We start from the raw sequence: 15,546 nt of genomic DNA, 5'->3' as shown, positions 1-15,546 counted from the left end.
ATCATTTAGATTTCTTCGTGAGAAGCACCATCGCAAGCTTCTTGTAGCTCATCAAGCCGCAGAGCTTTTTCTGTTAAAATTGTTGCTCGTTTTTTTAATGAATCTTGAGACTCAAAATACGTTTGTAAAAGAGTTTCAAGATTCATTTCGTTTCTTAAAAGATCTCGATGTGCTCGAGTTTGAATTGAGCGAATGGGAATAATTCCAACAATGTGCATCGCATCAAAGCAATATTTTTGAATTTTTTTCACATCAACCATATCGGTTAATGTTGTCGGAATTTCGTAGGTAATTTTTAAAATAGCATCGGAAATAGAATATTTTTCCAGAGCTTTTAGAATTTGCTCAGTTTGATCATCCTGCTCGTTTAAAGATACATCAACTTGAATAAATGGTCGCGTTTCAATCGGAACGAAAGTAAAAGTTGTGTTGTATTTTTCTTGAATGGTAACGTCGCAAAATCCTTTGCCTTCTTTTCTTTCCCCGAAATCAATTCGGTCAATTGATCCAGAATACACAACAGGAATAGGATCGCCTTCGTTAACGCATTGAAAACGATGCAAGTGTCCGAGCGCGACATAATCAAAAGGTTTGATTGCAAGCTGTGATGGAAGTAAAATTGGATCATGTCCATAAACGGCACGCTTTTCCGATCCTGAAAAAATTCCTGAGCTGACCGTTAAATGACCAACTAAAATTGCAGGGATATCGGAGTTTAAATCTTGAGCAAGCTTTGTAATGATTGTTGCAAGGCTGTCTGATATGTGCTTGGTCAGTTCTGTGGCACTTTGTGCAAAATGAGCAAAATTAATAGAAACGTTGTGCCGGTTTGGCCACGGAATTCCCACGATTTGAACAGGGCCAGATTTTGTTTGAATGGTCATGCTTTCCGGCTTAGCAAATACATAAAAACCATCAACGGGAAGATGAGCAAAGATATCAAGCGCGTTAGCTTTACCATAACTTAAAGGATTGTCGTGATTTCCCACCACGATGACGACAGGGATGCGAGCTCGGTAGAGTTTCATAAAAGATTGCATGAGAAGTTTTTGTTGCGTAGGGCTAGGATTTGCTGTTTTGTAGGCATCACCAGCAAAAACAAAAAGATCTACGCTTTGCTCGATAGCATAATCGACGCATGTATCAAATGATTGTTTAAAATCGAGCAAGCGGGAATGAATACCCGTTTGTGGATCGATTCTACCATAATTTTCCATTCCAAAATGGATGTCTGCTGTGTGAATAAATCGGATCATAAAATTTTTAAAAATCCTGTTGTTGAGTTGCTTGTACTGTTTTTCGAGCGCCGGTAAACGTTGATTCTGTCTTTTCTTGGGTAATCTGGCTATCAATTAAGGAAAACGATTGCAAGATTGTTTGTTTTGTTATCGTTGATCTCGTGATGATCATGTGAGACGGAATCGAGCATTGCTCTTCTATGATACTATCTTCAATGTGGCTGTAAGCACCGATGGTTGTTCCAGATTTAATGGTAGTTTTTCCAAGAAGTAAAGCCCCAGATCCAATATAACATCCTGGTTCAATATGAACAGTTTCATCGATCAAAACATTTAAAGTATTTGCAAATCGTACACCACGATCCATCCAATGAAGCATTAGTTGAGAGCGTTTGATGTGCTCAATAGCCCAAAGATCTGCAAGCGTATCAACGCTTCGAACAATATCAAAAGAGACGGGTGTTGTAATAACCTTGCATTGATGATCACTTGCGATTTTAATTAATTCCGGTAAATAAAATTCGCCAGTTGTTTCATTTTTGGAAAGTTTATCAATGTGTTGATTTAAAAAAGATCGTTTTGCAATATAAATTCCTGCGCTGATACAGCATTGATCAGAATCATCACTTTCAATATTGTCAGGACCTTCTGTCACTTGAATTTTATTATTGTCAAAAGAAACGCGAGAATATTTTGTGGAATCAAGTCCCATGCTATGAGCAGTTATAAAACTAATATCTGCATCAGCTTTGATGTGCTGGCGATATAATTTGTTAATGATGTCTGGAGTGATTAAGGGGATATCTGCGTTCATTAAAAGAATGTGATCTTGTGACCAAATGTTTTTAGTAAGTTGTGTTGCATGACCAGTTCCAAGAGGCTCTTGCTGTAGCACAAATGTTATTTTGTCGTTATGCTGCTGAACTATTTTTTTAATGCGATCATGCTGAAAACCAACAACGATTATTGTGGGGATTTCTAGGGATTTGAGAAGATTGACCGGATATAAAATCATTTCCGTGCCACAAATTTTTTCAATTAATTTTGTTTTTCCTGTTTGAAATCGTTCTGATATTCCACCAGCAAGGATAATTGCTTGCAAATTTTCTAACATGAGATCTCCTTTGTGTACCTTTATAATCTTTATGTAAGTTTTGTCATCGAAACTGTTTTCATCGAGAAATATATTAAATTGTAGTATAAGTTTAAATATAGAATCATGACAATCTATTTTTTAATTTATAAAAACAATATTCTTTTTGGTTTTTCAACAAAAAGAGTTTTGAAAAAGCTCAAAATGATTTAAAATAGAAGTAACAATTTTCTGTTTCAAAAAATGTTTTGTATCTAAGGATAAAAAGTGATCGTAGCAACAAGTTTTCGGCGTTTTTTTAAAATCAAATTTCTTTTGGTTTTAACTATATATCAAAGTAATTATTCTATGGTCTGGGATAATAGGTACTTCCCATGGTTCGATCAATTATATACTGGTTCTGACAGTCGACATTCAAATCTAGATGTTCAAGGTTTTTTTGTAACAGGCGGTGACGCGTTTCGTCATCAGTCTCGTGCATCTAAAGACGAGCAAATTATTTCATATCCAGAATTATGGGGTCAGCTGCAGCTAGCAGAAGTTGGTAATTCGATGGTTGCCGTCGGTTTAACAAACCCAATTCCTGCAGATTGGCTATGGCTTGCTGATTTTGATGTTAATATGCCTTCATCGCTTGAAGGTCAAGGTATCGCTCTTTCTGGTTATGCATCTTTAACAGATCATATTGGAATTGGTGCATCAGCATTTGTGATGAATTTGAATTCAATGGTTTCTCTTGTTCCTACCGATGAAACGATTACAAAATTAAACTTAAAGACTCCTGGTAACCAGGCTTTATTTACGCAAACGATTCAACAAATGTATCAAGAGCTAGGAATTACGAGTACGACTTTCAATGAAGTTGGTGTTGGCGATGTTGTAGTATATTTAAATATTTATGATGTACATGAATATCGATTTAAATTTAGAAAAATAGATTGGGGTATGTATCTTGGGCTTATTATTCCAAGTGGAACTCAAGAAAATACAGCCAACATAGCATCGATTCCTTTCGGTGGTCCGTACGGATCATCATGGGGTTGGTTCTTTGCTCCACGTGCTGAATTTGAATTGAGAGAAGATTTAAAGTTTGGAATTCAAGGTCGATTCACACAGCGATTAAATAAATGCTTTATTGGAAGAATTCCTGTTGGAAATGAACAACCTTTATTTGCGCCTGTGATTGGTTCTATCGGTGTTAATTTCGATCCAACACTCAGCATATCTGCTTATTTTGTTTTTGAAGATTTGCGTGCAGGATTTGGCGCGCAAGCAAAATATACATTATCTTTCCATGATCATGATACCTTTAAAGCCCAATTCAAAAATTCAACATTAACACCAAAGTTGAAAAGTATGAATTACTATTCAGGTTGGACTCAAGAATACGCAACTATTCGATTATTTTATGACATAGGGCACGATAAGACGTGGGAGTATCGTCCAATTGTGTATTTTACATGGGATATTCCAATGAATCATTTGGGAGGAAGGGGTTTTGCTAAGACAAATAGAGTGTCCATTGGCTGTAACTTTAATTTTTAATAACTTTAATTTTAAATAAGAGACTTAGATGATCAAAACAATGTTCAAAAACTTTTTGCCTGCGCGTAAATGGGTAAGTTTGTTTTCAAATGATATCGCAATTGATTTAGGAACAGCAAATACGCTTGTGTATGTTCGCAATAAAGGAATCGTTCTTGATGAACCGTCTGTCGTAGCTATTAAAAATAGTACGAAAAAAGTTCTTGCTGCGGGAAAAGCTGCAAAAGAAATGCTTGGAAAAACTCCAGAAAGCATAACCGCATGTCGTCCGATACGTGATGGAGTTATTGCTGATTTTGAATTAACCGAAGCAATGCTTCGTTATTTTATTCGAAAAGTTCACAATAATCGTCGCACGCTTGTAGCACCCCGTATGATTATTGCAGTACCATCTGGAATTACCCAAGTTGAACGTCGTGCAGTTATTGACTCGGCAAAACAAGCTGGGGCACGCGATAAACCTATGACAATTATTGAACCAATGGCAGCAGCAATCGGAGCAGGTCTTCAGATTCATGAGCCGTTTTGCAGCATGGTTGTTGATATTGGTGGAGGAACTACAGAAGTTGCAGTTATCACTTTGAGTGGTGCTGTATTTTGTAGATCAATTCGTGTTGGCGGGGACGCAATGGACCGCGCGATTGTTGCCTATATCAAAAGAAAATACAATTTGCTCATCGGTGAACGCACTGGTGAAGTTATTAAAATGGAAATTGGCACAGTAATGCTTGGTAGCGAATCAAAAACGCTTTCTGTTAAAGGTCGTGACTTAGTAACTGGCGTACCAAAAACAATTACGCTCACTGACGGTGAAGTAAATGAAGCATTACTTGAAACAATTTCAAACATTGTTGACGTTGTTCGTATTGCACTTGAAAACACACCACCAGAATTATCTTCAGATTTGGTTGATCGTGGTATTGTAATGGCTGGAGGAGGTTCGCTTCTTCGTGGTTTGGATAAATTGCTTGCAAAAGAAACAGGAATTCCTGTGCGCATAGCAAAAAATCCATTACTGTGTGTGGTTGAAGGTGCTGGAAAAGTACTTGAGCAGCTTGAATTTTTCAAAGATGCGTTAATCGATTAATACTATGAATTACAATAAACCACGCCTCCAAGGTATTGAATTAAAGAAGAGATATGGCCAGCATTTTTTAGTAGATCGAACGTATGTCGATCGAATGATTTCTGCTGTGCATTTGGATAATACTATTTCTGTTATGGAAATTGGATGCGGAGAAGGAATTTTGACGGGAGCAATCCTTGAAGGTCCGTGCAAACAATTGAAAGTTTTTGAAATTGATGGGCAATGGGCTGAGCATGTACAAAATAAGTACGGTTCAGATATCCGGCTGCATGTGATTGAAAATAACATTTTAGATGTTTCATGGGACATGCTCTTGCCTGAAGCACCTTGGGTTCTTTTAGCAAATCTTCCGTATCAAATAACGTTTCCAATTTTGTATTTACTACAAAAAAATAGAGAAATGTTTTTGGAAGGTGTGATTATGATTCAAGAAGAAGTTGCGCAAAAAATTGTGAAAACTTCTGGACGCGGTCATGGCTATTCTTCTTTGTATTTTCAACATTATTTTGATTGGAAGTTAATGGATAAAATTGCTCCTGACGCTTTTTATCCAGCGCCCAACGTTTTTTCTCGATTATTGTATTTTAAACCCAAAAAAGTTGTTCAAGTTATTGAACGCGAAGAAGAATTTTGGAAGTTTATTAAATTGTGTTTTGTGCAACCGCGTAGAACATTTCGCAATAATCTAGCTCAATCACATTTTGATATAGAAAAATTGGATGAGCAAACATTGAAAAAACGATCTGAGCAACTTTCAATGGAAGAGTTTTTACAAATTTGGCAGCTATTGATTGCTTAACTAATTTAATTTTTTATAGGCTCGAGTTCAGTAATTGAATTCGGGCCTATTTTTTTATGAAAAAGATAATTTTTTAAAGGAGAAGTTCAGTGAAGAAAATATTATTAAGTTTTGTGGCTATTTTTAACTGTCTTTCAGTTGAAGCAATTAACATTAAATTGTTGAAAGGTACACATACTATTGTGCCAGCAGATTATAGTCCGGTAATGGGATTGTCATTTTTGGAATGGGGTATTGCAGAGCAGTGGTACAAGCTGAGTGCAAGAATGCAAACAGCAGAATTGAAAGAAGTTTTAGATAAAAATCCTGAAGCAGTATCTGATAATCCTGAATTAGCAAAGTTTGCGCAAGAAATGGGAAAAAATAGTGCAACAGAAAATTTAATTATGTCGATGTTTCATATAGCTGGTGGAACATTTAACGTGACCAATGCTGATGGTAACCCAGTAAAATACGTCGAGCCAGAGCATATTGGAAAAATTTTACAAGTTGTACAGAAATGGAAAGAAGCCTCTGCAGATCCAGAAAAAATGGCTGCATTAAAGCAGGAAGCATCTTTAAAAAAAACTGATCATGAAGCAAAGAAAAGTATGTTGGACAAAGAGATTCAAGTGTTGAACTCTCAAATCACAAAGGCAAAAACAGCAGCAAAAGCTGCCAAAGGTGCAGATGTTCAGGTAGTAAAAAGTAACCTGCAAGAATTACAGTCTGAGTTAAAACTAAAAGATGCAGAATTGGAACGACATAAAACTTTGTCGAAAAAATTAGTAGATCCTGCATTAAGAGATTTTGCAGGCAGTAGTTTGCAGCAGGAATTAAATGATGTATGCATGAGTTTTAAATTAAAAAATGGATCAAGCCAGCAGTTGTTTCAGGAAAAAGATTGGAAGCCATTTGTTAGTTCTTTGGCGGGATCAATTCAAGAAACTATGGGAGCTCATCGATTGTATGCAGAAAATACTCCAGAAGGGATTTTGCTCGGCTTTATGCTTAAAAAATCAAATACTCGACAAGATTTGCTGGATTATTTTAAGGGATTTTTGAGAGATGAAAAGTTTTTAGAAAGAAAAGATGAAATGGCTGCTTTACTTCAAAAGCCAGAATATAGTACTGAAGAGATATCTCAGATTCTTGCAGCAAAAACTAATGCTTCAGATTTTGATCAGTTGGCAGATTTATTATCAGTTTATACGTACCATGAAAATTATGGATCTGCTTTTCCTAAAGTAACACAAAATAAAGGCGTTGATTATAAGGGTATATCATTTCAAGATTGTATGGATACTACGATCCGTATGCTGGCAAATATAGTAACGTATAAACCTTCTGAGGGTAAGGTTGGAGTGTCGCCAGAAGGACTTAGTTTAAATCCAAGTTTTAAAGAATTTTACGGGTCAGAAAATGGACTTTGCGGGCAGTCTTCAGAAGTTGGTAATAGTAAAGTACATCAAGCATGGACTCAAGTTATAGAAAATGTTCCTGGATGTAGTTATAACCGCATTGGCGATGGACAAGGAAATAATTTTTCCTCAGAAGTAAGAAACTTTTGTGATGGAGTAATACCTGTTGATGTAGCTCCTGAGGGTCTACCAACACATGAGCTTGAGATTGACGGTAAAAAATATCAATTGCCAATTCAAAAGGTAGGCGATCGAACTTACTGGTTAGTGCCAAAAAATTCAGGCCTTGTTTGTGCAGAGATGATGCCAAATGCATCAAACGTACTCGTAACCATGAATCATATTTTTGACTTAAAATTATTTGATAATCAGACGGATATTTTTGATCCAAAATTTGCATCAACCTATTTTAAACAAATGTGTGAAAAATTAGGATGGGAGCCGCAAGTAAGTCTTGAAGCATTAGACGGTAAACAATCAATTGAAATTCCAATAAAAACAAAGGCAGGAATTTTTACAATACATTTGCATGATAAAGCTCATGGATATGTTTCAATAAAAGATGCAGCAAAATTGAATATTAATCTTGAAGTACCTGAAGCGACAAGTCAGGCAACTGTTGCAGCAATAGTTGGAACAAGACTAAAAAAAATGGACCAATTGTCACAAGAGTTACGAGCAGCGTGTTTATACAAAGACGTATCAGTTTTAAACATTGATCGGCGATATGATGCTTTTAGCACGATACTTGGATCTCAAACAATTTTAACGGATGCAGAAGAAAGTTATGTTCGGTCTTTGATCAGGAGTTTTTGTTTTGTTGAGGATCAAACATACTTAGAACGCTTAGTTATAATTTTTGGATCTAATTTAAAAGAAGCGGGTTTAGGTGATTTTATTGTAGGAGCTTTACAACTACATGATGCTAAATATAAAGGTAAAGTTCTTCTAATGTCATTGGTGAAATTGATTGAACATAAATTAATAACAGTAGAGCAAGGATTGTCTTTGATTGAAAAAGAGATGAGTGATCCAAGTGATGGTGTTCGATCTAAAGCTATGCTAGTAATTAAGAGTTTAATAGATAATAACTTAATAACAGTAGAGAAAGGATTGCCTTTGGTTAAAAAAGGGATGAGTGATTCAAGTGATCATGTTCGATCTACTGTTATGGCAGTAATTAAGAGTTTAATAGATAATAAATTAATAACAGTAGAGCAAGGATTGCCTTTGATTGAAAAAGGGATGAGTGATTTAAATCAATCTGTTCGATCTGATGCTATGTCAGCAATTAAGAGTTTAATATATAACAAATTAATAGCAGTGGATCAAGTAGCACAGCTGCTGCCATTGATTGAAAAAGGAATGAGTGATTCAGGTCAATATGATCTATCTAATGCTATGTCAGTAATTACAAATTTAATAAATAACAATTTAATAAAGTCAGATAAAGTATCGCAGCTGCTGCCATTGCTTAAAAAAGTGATGAATGATTTAAATCAATATGTTCGATCTGATGTCATGTCTGCAATTAATAATTTAATATATAACAAATTAATAACAGTGGGCCAAGTACCACAGCTACTGCCATTGCTTGAAAAAGCGATGATCGATTCAGATGTTCGTATTCGGTCTAATGCTATGTCAGTAATTAAAAGTCTAATTGATAAAAATTTAATAATATCGGACCAAGTATCACAGCTACTGCCATTGATTAAAAAAGGCATGGTGGATCCTGATATTGATGTTCGAAAGGATGCTGTGTTAGTAATTATAAATTTAATAAATAAAGATTTAATAACATTGGACCAGGTGCCACAGCTACTGTCATTGATTGAAAAACGCATGGTGGATTCTGATAGCAATGTTCGAAATTATGCTGCGGCAGCAATTGAAAGTTTAGTTGATAAAAAAATGATAACTCAATCAGAAGTTGACCGTCTAACGAATTTGGCAACAGATGATTCTGATAAGCAAAGATTAGAAGAGTTAAAATTATATGCGCCAGTTTCAATTGCTGGAAAAGAAGTAGAAGCAAAAATAAAAACTAAGGTGAAATTATCGAAAAATCAAAGACGGGAAATAACTGAAAGAATGAAACAACAACGTCAGAAAGAAGTGCAGCAGGAGCAATTGCGCCAAAAAGAACAATTAGCGCGTCAAGCAGAAGAACAAAGGCAAAATACAATGCAAGAGCATGATTTTACTTCGTCCGCAGGTCCTCGTTTATAAATTTTTGATTTCTTTAATTTTATTAAAAAAGAGGCATTTTCAATTAGAAATGCCTCTTTTTTTTGAATGACTACTTATGAAATATTAGCGTCTATGAAAAAACAGTGTTAAAAAAAATAAGAAACCATTCACGGTTGCAATCGATCCTGCAATTGAAACATTAAACATATGCGCAACGATGCAACCAACCACTGCAGCGATAAGTCCAAGCAGGCAAGCGGTGATCAACATGTGCGATAATCGCTTGGTAAGAAGGTATGCTGTTGCTGGCGGAATGATCATAAAGGCAACAACTAAGATTGCTCCAGCGCATTCAAAGGCGCCTACAATGGTAATGCATGTAATCATCATGAGTCCGTAATGAATCAAGTGCGTAGGGTACCCGAGCAGAGTTGCATAATCTTTATCAAAGGTTGCGATCTTTAAAGCTGGATAAAGTGCTGCAATCGTGATGATATTAACAGCTAAAATAATAGACATAGTCCAGATTGAATAAGGTCCAACGTCATGGCCCCAGAGCGTTAAGCTGTGAAATGGAGCAAATGAAAGTTCGCCGAGCAGTACAGCATCAATGTCGATATGAATCGTGCTTGCATATAAATTAATTAAGATAATGGCGACAGAAAATAACAGTGGAAAAATAATTCCAATGACAGCATCAGGCTTGAGTCGTTTACTGTAAATGAGCAGTTCTATAAAAGCTACCATGACAATTCCTGTAATCGTTGCCCCTAGAAAAATGAAAGGGGAATGCAGGTTGCCTACTATAAAAAATGAAAGAACAATGCCGAGTAAAATAGCATGACCAAGTGCATCACTCATCAAACTTGTGCCGCGTAAAATTAAAAAAGTGCCAGGCAGGGCGCAGGATGCGGCAACGAGTAGCGCAGTTACAAGCAGTTGCAGATAAATAATATTTATCATGATGCGTGCCCCTTATGATGCTTTATTGCCCATGCAAAACCTTTGGGCGTAAGTCGCCAGAAGTTTTTTTGAGTTGATTCGATCAAGCCTTGCTTTTCAAGGTAAAGCAGTGTTGCCTTTGCAGCTTGTTTACCAATGACTTGAAGGGCTTTGACATCGTGCGGATGGTACGGATCTGTTTTGCTTTCATTAAATAGCATAAAATGTGAAAGCATTTTTAATGCATGAATTTTTTTAACTTGTGATTTTTTTGTAAGCCACTCTGTAAGTACTCCGCGTGGAGCGATCAAAATTGATAGAAAAGTAACTAGTGTTGCAATGACTACAATGGTTGGACCTGTTGGCAAGTGAACTACTGCGCTACTTAAAAGGGTTCCAGTTATTGTGGAAAAAATTGCAAAACATGAGCTTAAAAAAATCATTGTTGAAAAACTTTCCGTCCATTGACGAGCTGCTGCAGCAGGTGCTATTAAAAGTGCGCTAATGAGTATGACGCCGACAGTTTGCAGTCCGACAACAATAGTCAGCATGGTTGTCATGGTTAAAAGTAGAGATATTTTTTGCGTGGGAACGCCTATAGCTTTGCCGTACTCTGGGTTGAATAAAAAAATCTTATACTCGCTGAAAAATAGTTTTAAGCATATGAGATTTACTGCCATGACGGCTACAATCATATAAAAGTCACTGTATAAAATCGTTGAGGCATTACCGAGTAAATATTTTGCGATGCCGGCTTGATGAGCTGTTGGGTATGTTTGAATTTTGCTGAGTAGCGCGGTGCCGAGTCCAAACGAAGTTGCAAGCACGATGCCAAGCGCTGTATCTTTTTTGAGTGTTGAGTTTTGGATAATATAATTGATTGCCAGAGCTCCAATGCCGGCAGAAATAATGCCTCCGAGCATAAGCATCAAAGGGAGCTTGCTACTTGTAAGTAAAAAAATTCCAGCAATGCCTGGCAGCGTTGCGTGAGCAATCGTGTCACCAAATAAACTTTTTCTTTGAAGTAGTACAAAGCAACCCATAATTCCAGAACTGATCGCAAGAAGTCCGGTTCCGCAAAGAATTAAAAGTAGTGTTTGATCAAATTGAATCATTGACGTCATCATTAAAAAGATTAGGTGCTTGAAAAGTGAGCGCAATGTTTTCAGGCGTTAAAACTGTTTCTGTTGGTCCTAAAGCAATATGCTTTATGTTCATCAAAAACGTCCAGTCAAAATATTTTTTTACCGTAGTTATATCATGATGCACAACGATAATTGTTTTGCCTTGGTCGCGTAGTTGTTGTAAAAGTTTTAAAATAATTTGTTCTGTAACGATATCGATTCCAGCAAAAGGTTCATCTAAAATAAAGATATCAGCTTGCTGCGCGAGTGCTCGAGCAAGAAAAACGCGTTGCTGTTGCCCGCCAGAAAGTTGACTTATGTGTCGAGTGGCAAACTGCTCCATATTAACCATTTTTAAAGCTTGGTCAGCAATTTCGCGATCTTTTTGTGTAGGGCGTCTGAAGAGTGAAAGATGTCCATAGCGACCCATGAGCACTACGTCAAACACATCGGTTGGAAAAGACCAATCAACAGAACTTTTCTGAGGAACGTAAGCGATGCTGTGCGTAGCGTGATTGTACGGCTGACCAAAAATTTTTATAGAACCGGTTGTCGGTTGTATAATTCCAAGAATAGATTTAAGAAGTGTTGTTTTTCCGCTGCCATTAGGCCCGATAATGCCTAGTAATGTTCCTGTTGGAACAAAAAAATCAAGATCCCATATAACCGGTTTTTCATGGTAGGCAACCGTGAGATCTTTTACAGCAATGGCGCACTCGTCGTACTCCCGGCCTTCGCCGATAGCTTCGGCGGGCGCGGCGGGCTTGCTTGTCCGTTCCGTAGTTTTAACGGAGGCGGAATCCCGGGTATCCAGCATTAAATTGGCATTATTTTTTAAGTCGATCATGTGAAAAAACTGATTTTAAGCGAGAATAACAAACAACAATTGTAAGTATATCATGAAATATTTGAATCGGGAAATTGGCTTTGTTTTCCTACATAAGACTTACTTTTTTAGAAAAATAAGTCACTCCGTTTTTCTACGCCTAAACATTTCTGGACACTTTCTTTTGAGCCTTTCTATTAATTCTTGTTGCTGCAGAATCGTATCTTATTGCTGTAATTGTTTGAAAGCTTTTTCTTGTCTGACAGTTTCTTTTTCTTGCTGTCTGACAATTTCTTCTTCTTCTTGTCTACTAATGGCTTCTTGTCTAGCAGTTGACCGTTGTTTTATAGTTTCTAAAGTTCTAGTTAGATTTAATCTTTCCTGCTCTATTTCAGCTTTTTCTTTTCTAGTATATTCTAATAATAGCTCAGGATCGAGTGGTGTTGGTTTTTTCCACAGTAACTTTGCTTCTGAAGTTTCTATGCTTGATGATGTAAAAATAATTGAAGCATGCGTTATGCATAAACAAATTAAAAACTTTTGTATTTTTTTCATCATTGTAGCAGTCCTTTTACGATTGCGTTAACGTTTGATTGTAGCATGCCCAGATAGGTACCCTGTGGGCTATCAACAGGTCCAAGCGCATCTGAATAAAGTTCGTCGCCAATATGTACATCAAAACCAAGAGCACTGACTCCTTGCTGTAATGCTTGAATATTGCGAGATGGAACAGAAGTTTCTACAAAAATAGTTGGAATTGCATGAAGGTAAATAAACTGAATAAGATGTTGAACGTCCTTGGTGCCAGCTTCGCTTGCTGTGCTAATCCCTTGCAAGCTAATTACTTCACAATCATATGCTTTCGCAAAGTATGAGAATGCATCATGACCTGTAATTAAAATTCGTCTTTCTTGGGGAATTTTTGCAATAGCCGCTCGCGTTGAAAGGTAGATCGTATTAAGTTTTTCTAAAAAGTCTTTTTTATTTTGTTCATAAAAATCATGATGCTCTGGATTATTTTCTTGCAGTACGCATGTGATTGTTTCAACGGCGCAACTCCATAACCGAGGATCAAACCAAACATGGGGGTCTGTAAACTCTGCATGCTCTGTGGATTTAATTAAAAGATGTTGTGGCATATCTTGGCAGACGGCAACTGTTTTTTTAATGGTAGCCATTTTGGCAAAAAGGTCGCCCATGCGAGCTTCCAGGTGCAGTCCATTGTAAAAAATAATATGAGCTTGAGAAATTTTATACACATCTTGCTCAATTGGTTTATACAAATGAGGATCAACACCTGGTCCCATTAAAACTTCAAGATCTACTGTGTCGCCTGCTATCTGTTTGATTGCATCACCAATGATGGTTGTCGTGCATACAACAAGAGGCTTGGACGAATTTTTCGGAGCTTTGTCAGTGACGAAAATCCAAAACAAAGCCACAGTAAAAATGAATATAAGCGAGAGTGTTACAGCGAGATGTTTAAATTGCATTATTATTAATTAAATCGATTTTTAAAATATTCGATGATGTCATCGCTTTCCAGCATTGTTACTGATCGTTGTTCATCGTGCAGAAAAGGAACTTGGCTGCCGCCACTTAATTTTACAAGTTCATCATACTTTTCATTTGCATCAACTATAATTACGTCATCATAGTGTTTTATTTTTTTTAAAAACTTAATCACTTTGTGACAGTAACCACAATTTTTAGTGGTGTATAGTTTAATAGATTTTTTTGATGGCGCAGCTTTTAGTTCAAGAGTTGATGCTAAAAATAGACCACAGATAAGTGTTGCAAAAAATAATGTTTTCTTCATAAAACTCCTTGTTTTGGTGATTGGTTATTACTGCTGTTTACCGTACCACGGCAATTTTTAGAGGTCAAGCAGCGGCAGGAAGGTGCCCTTTGTAAGCACAATCATGTATGTTCATATTAAAAGAAGCGGGCAATTGTAGTTTCTTTTTTTGTTCAAGCATGAACAATCGTCTAATTTCTTTCCATTCATATTCAGCAATGTTTATAGCTCCATACACCTTTTGATTGTAGATATTAATGTTGTAATCATCAGGAACAAACTTTGAAGCATGGTGCGTCATATGTTTTAATAATGCTGTATCTATAAAAGGAAACTTTGCTCTAAAATGTTTTTTGTAGGTGTGGTATGGCATTAATTCAATCGTATTGAATTGGGGTTTGATATGAGCAACGAGATCGTGTGGCGTATCTGGGTTTATTTGAATATATTTTAAGAAAATAGGTAAAAACGTTAAAACTGGCAGTGGTTGAAGTGGAAATGTTGTTCGATATGTTAAAATAGTCCAACCCATAAACCATAATTCAAAATGTCCTGGATCGTAATTAAGCTCTTTGAAACACTTTTTGAGAACTTTTGGATCTTGCGGCAAAGTATCAAAAATATCTTTATTTGACTTCGGTTCATATTCAGTAATTTTAATCCTGACCTGGGTTAGTTTTTCAGGCAACGTAAAATTACGGCGCCTTGAAAATTTTTTTCGTGAAAAAAATCTTTTAAACGAAAAGAAATCAAGCGTTTGAACGTGATCTGCTCGAGAATAAAAATTATAAACCTTTTTGAAAATTGAACTGTTGATTAAGTAATCAGTTTCAACTTGGATAGGTGTTCCAATTAATAATAACTCGTCAATGCTAAATTGTTTCGATATTGGTTTGGTTGTATGTAGTGCGCCAAGCTGAAGCGCAAGGTTACCACCATGGCTATAACCGATGAGTCTTATTTTTGGTTGATGACCTTCGTTTCTAAGTTTTTTAATTAATGCTTCAAGGTCTTGATGTAAAAACGCTGATTCAAGATATCGAAGTTTGTTACTGACTAGTCCGCTCCAACCAAACGTATAATATTGATTAGAAGGCTGGTTTCCTGCCTGCTTTGAAACTTCTTCAAATGAGGCAGCAAGGATAGGAGCTGCGGCATTGTTGTGCGGATGATCAATGTCAATTCTATGCAAGCCGAGTCCAGCTATTGCTTGGTTTTTGTAAAAGAATGGATCCCGACGATTAATTTCAGTCGATCGATAGTACACTGACTCTTCGATTGAATCAGTAAGCATTTTTATAATGTTTCGTAGGTTAAGATGCGGGCGTAGTGAAAATGATCCATGAATAAATACGGTGACCCAAAGATCTTTGCTGTCAGTTGCCTTTTCACCTTCTGATGTGTTGATGCTGTGCTGGCTAGCTAGTAATAATAAAATAAACAATTTTGCATTATTCATATTATACCTGTTTTTAGAAGGGTCTTTACGATAATTATTTTT

The 15,546-nt window shown here is 36.4% G+C and carries 13 protein-coding genes; 4 read left to right on the top strand and 9 right to left on the bottom strand.

Annotated features, from left to right (window positions below; translation table 11 throughout):
* Positions 1-5: 5 nt before the first annotated feature.
* Entirely contained in the window at positions 6-1,256 is a 1,251-nt protein-coding gene (locus WC747_02720; protein ID MFA5998903.1) for an exonuclease SbcCD subunit D, read from the bottom strand.
* A 7-nt stretch (positions 1,257-1,263) separates the two neighbouring features.
* Positions 1,264-2,352: an NTP transferase domain-containing protein gene (locus WC747_02715; GenBank protein ID MFA5998902.1), complete on the bottom strand. Its 1,089-nt coding sequence runs from the start codon at positions 2,350-2,352 to the stop codon at positions 1,264-1,266.
* A 327-nt stretch (positions 2,353-2,679) separates the two neighbouring features.
* Here WC747_02715 and WC747_02710 point away from each other — a divergent pair, with 327 nt between their 5' ends.
* From WC747_02710 to WC747_02695, 4 genes are all read left to right on the top strand, one after another.
* The gene (locus WC747_02710; GenBank protein MFA5998901.1) at positions 2,680-3,876 is read left to right on the top strand and encodes a hypothetical protein; all 1,197 of its coding nucleotides are present in this window, start codon (positions 2,680-2,682) and stop codon (positions 3,874-3,876) included.
* Positions 3,877-3,904: 28 nt separating this feature from the next.
* Entirely contained in the window at positions 3,905-4,963 is a 1,059-nt protein-coding gene (locus WC747_02705) for a rod shape-determining protein (protein MFA5998900.1), read from the top strand.
* Positions 4,964-4,967: 4 nt separating this feature from the next.
* Positions 4,968-5,762, top strand: a complete 795-nt coding sequence (gene rsmA / locus WC747_02700; protein MFA5998899.1) for a 16S rRNA (adenine(1518)-N(6)/adenine(1519)-N(6))-dimethyltransferase RsmA — start codon at positions 4,968-4,970, stop codon at positions 5,760-5,762.
* Positions 5,763-5,851: 89 nt separating this feature from the next.
* Positions 5,852-9,394 carry a hypothetical protein gene (locus tag WC747_02695; GenBank protein MFA5998898.1) on the top strand — a complete coding sequence of 1,181 codons (3,543 nt, stop codon included), beginning with the start codon at positions 5,852-5,854 and terminating at the stop codon, positions 9,392-9,394.
* Between the two features lie 84 nt (positions 9,395-9,478).
* Here the strand turns inward: WC747_02695 and WC747_02690 are convergent, their stop codons facing one another.
* The 7 genes from WC747_02690 to WC747_02660 form a co-directional block, all read right to left on the bottom strand.
* A complete protein-coding gene (locus tag WC747_02690; protein ID MFA5998897.1) occupies positions 9,479-10,318 on the bottom strand; it encodes a metal ABC transporter permease in 840 nt (279 codons plus the stop codon).
* Entirely contained in the window at positions 10,315-11,412 is a 1,098-nt protein-coding gene (locus WC747_02685; GenBank protein MFA5998896.1) for an iron chelate uptake ABC transporter family permease subunit, read from the bottom strand. Before WC747_02685 ends, WC747_02690 begins: the two co-directional genes overlap by 4 nt.
* A complete protein-coding gene (locus WC747_02680; GenBank protein ID MFA5998895.1) occupies positions 11,399-12,268 on the bottom strand; it encodes a metal ABC transporter ATP-binding protein in 870 nt (289 codons plus the stop codon). The genes WC747_02685 and WC747_02680 overlap by 14 nt, the downstream gene beginning before the upstream one ends.
* Positions 12,269-12,472: 204 nt before the next feature.
* Positions 12,473-12,805 (bottom strand): hypothetical protein, encoded by a 333-nt coding sequence (locus tag WC747_02675; protein ID MFA5998894.1) that lies wholly within the window; start codon positions 12,803-12,805, stop codon positions 12,473-12,475.
* Entirely contained in the window at positions 12,802-13,740 is a 939-nt protein-coding gene (locus WC747_02670; protein MFA5998893.1) for a zinc ABC transporter substrate-binding protein, read from the bottom strand. The genes WC747_02675 and WC747_02670 overlap by 4 nt, the downstream gene beginning before the upstream one ends.
* Before the next feature lie 5 nt (positions 13,741-13,745).
* The gene (locus WC747_02665; protein MFA5998892.1) at positions 13,746-14,066 is read right to left on the bottom strand and encodes a glutaredoxin; all 321 of its coding nucleotides are present in this window, start codon (positions 14,064-14,066) and stop codon (positions 13,746-13,748) included.
* A gap of 64 nt (positions 14,067-14,130) precedes the next feature.
* On the bottom strand, positions 14,131-15,504 hold the full coding sequence (locus WC747_02660; GenBank protein ID MFA5998891.1) for a hypothetical protein: 1,374 nt from the start codon (positions 15,502-15,504) through the stop codon (positions 14,131-14,133).
* Positions 15,505-15,546 lie beyond the last annotated feature (42 nt).

The sequence above is a fragment of the Candidatus Babeliales bacterium genome (assembly GCA_041660205.1).
Classification (GTDB): Bacteria; Babelota; Babeliae; order Babelales; family Chromulinivoraceae; genus JACPFN01.
This window is presented reverse-complemented; position numbering and strand designations above follow the sequence as displayed.

Bases quoted from the DNA above. Each gene is read 5' to 3' on its own strand.
- WC747_02665 (MFA5998892.1), bottom strand. From the start codon at position 14,066: ATGAAGAAAACATTATTTTTTGCAACACTTATCTGTGGTCTATTTTTA.
- WC747_02680 (MFA5998895.1), bottom strand. From the start codon at position 12,268: ATGATCGACTTAAAAAATAATGCCAATTTAATGCTGGATACCCGGGAT.
- WC747_02715 (MFA5998902.1), bottom strand. From the start codon at position 2,352: ATGTTAGAAAATTTGCAAGCAATTATCCTTGCTGGTGGAATATCAGAA.
- WC747_02710 (MFA5998901.1), top strand. From the start codon at position 2,680: ATGGTCTGGGATAATAGGTACTTCCCATGGTTCGATCAATTATATACT.
- WC747_02660 (MFA5998891.1), bottom strand. From the start codon at position 15,504: ATGAATAATGCAAAATTGTTTATTTTATTATTACTAGCTAGCCAGCAC.
- WC747_02705 (MFA5998900.1), top strand. From the start codon at position 3,905: ATGATCAAAACAATGTTCAAAAACTTTTTGCCTGCGCGTAAATGGGTA.
- WC747_02720 (MFA5998903.1), bottom strand. From the start codon at position 1,256: ATGATCCGATTTATTCACACAGCAGACATCCATTTTGGAATGGAAAAT.
- WC747_02670 (MFA5998893.1), bottom strand. From the start codon at position 13,740: ATGCAATTTAAACATCTCGCTGTAACACTCTCGCTTATATTCATTTTT.
- rsmA (MFA5998899.1), top strand. From the start codon at position 4,968: ATGAATTACAATAAACCACGCCTCCAAGGTATTGAATTAAAGAAGAGA.
- WC747_02675 (MFA5998894.1), bottom strand. From the start codon at position 12,805: ATGATGAAAAAAATACAAAAGTTTTTAATTTGTTTATGCATAACGCAT.
- WC747_02690 (MFA5998897.1), bottom strand. From the start codon at position 10,318: ATGATAAATATTATTTATCTGCAACTGCTTGTAACTGCGCTACTCGTT.
- WC747_02685 (MFA5998896.1), bottom strand. From the start codon at position 11,412: ATGATTCAATTTGATCAAACACTACTTTTAATTCTTTGCGGAACCGGA.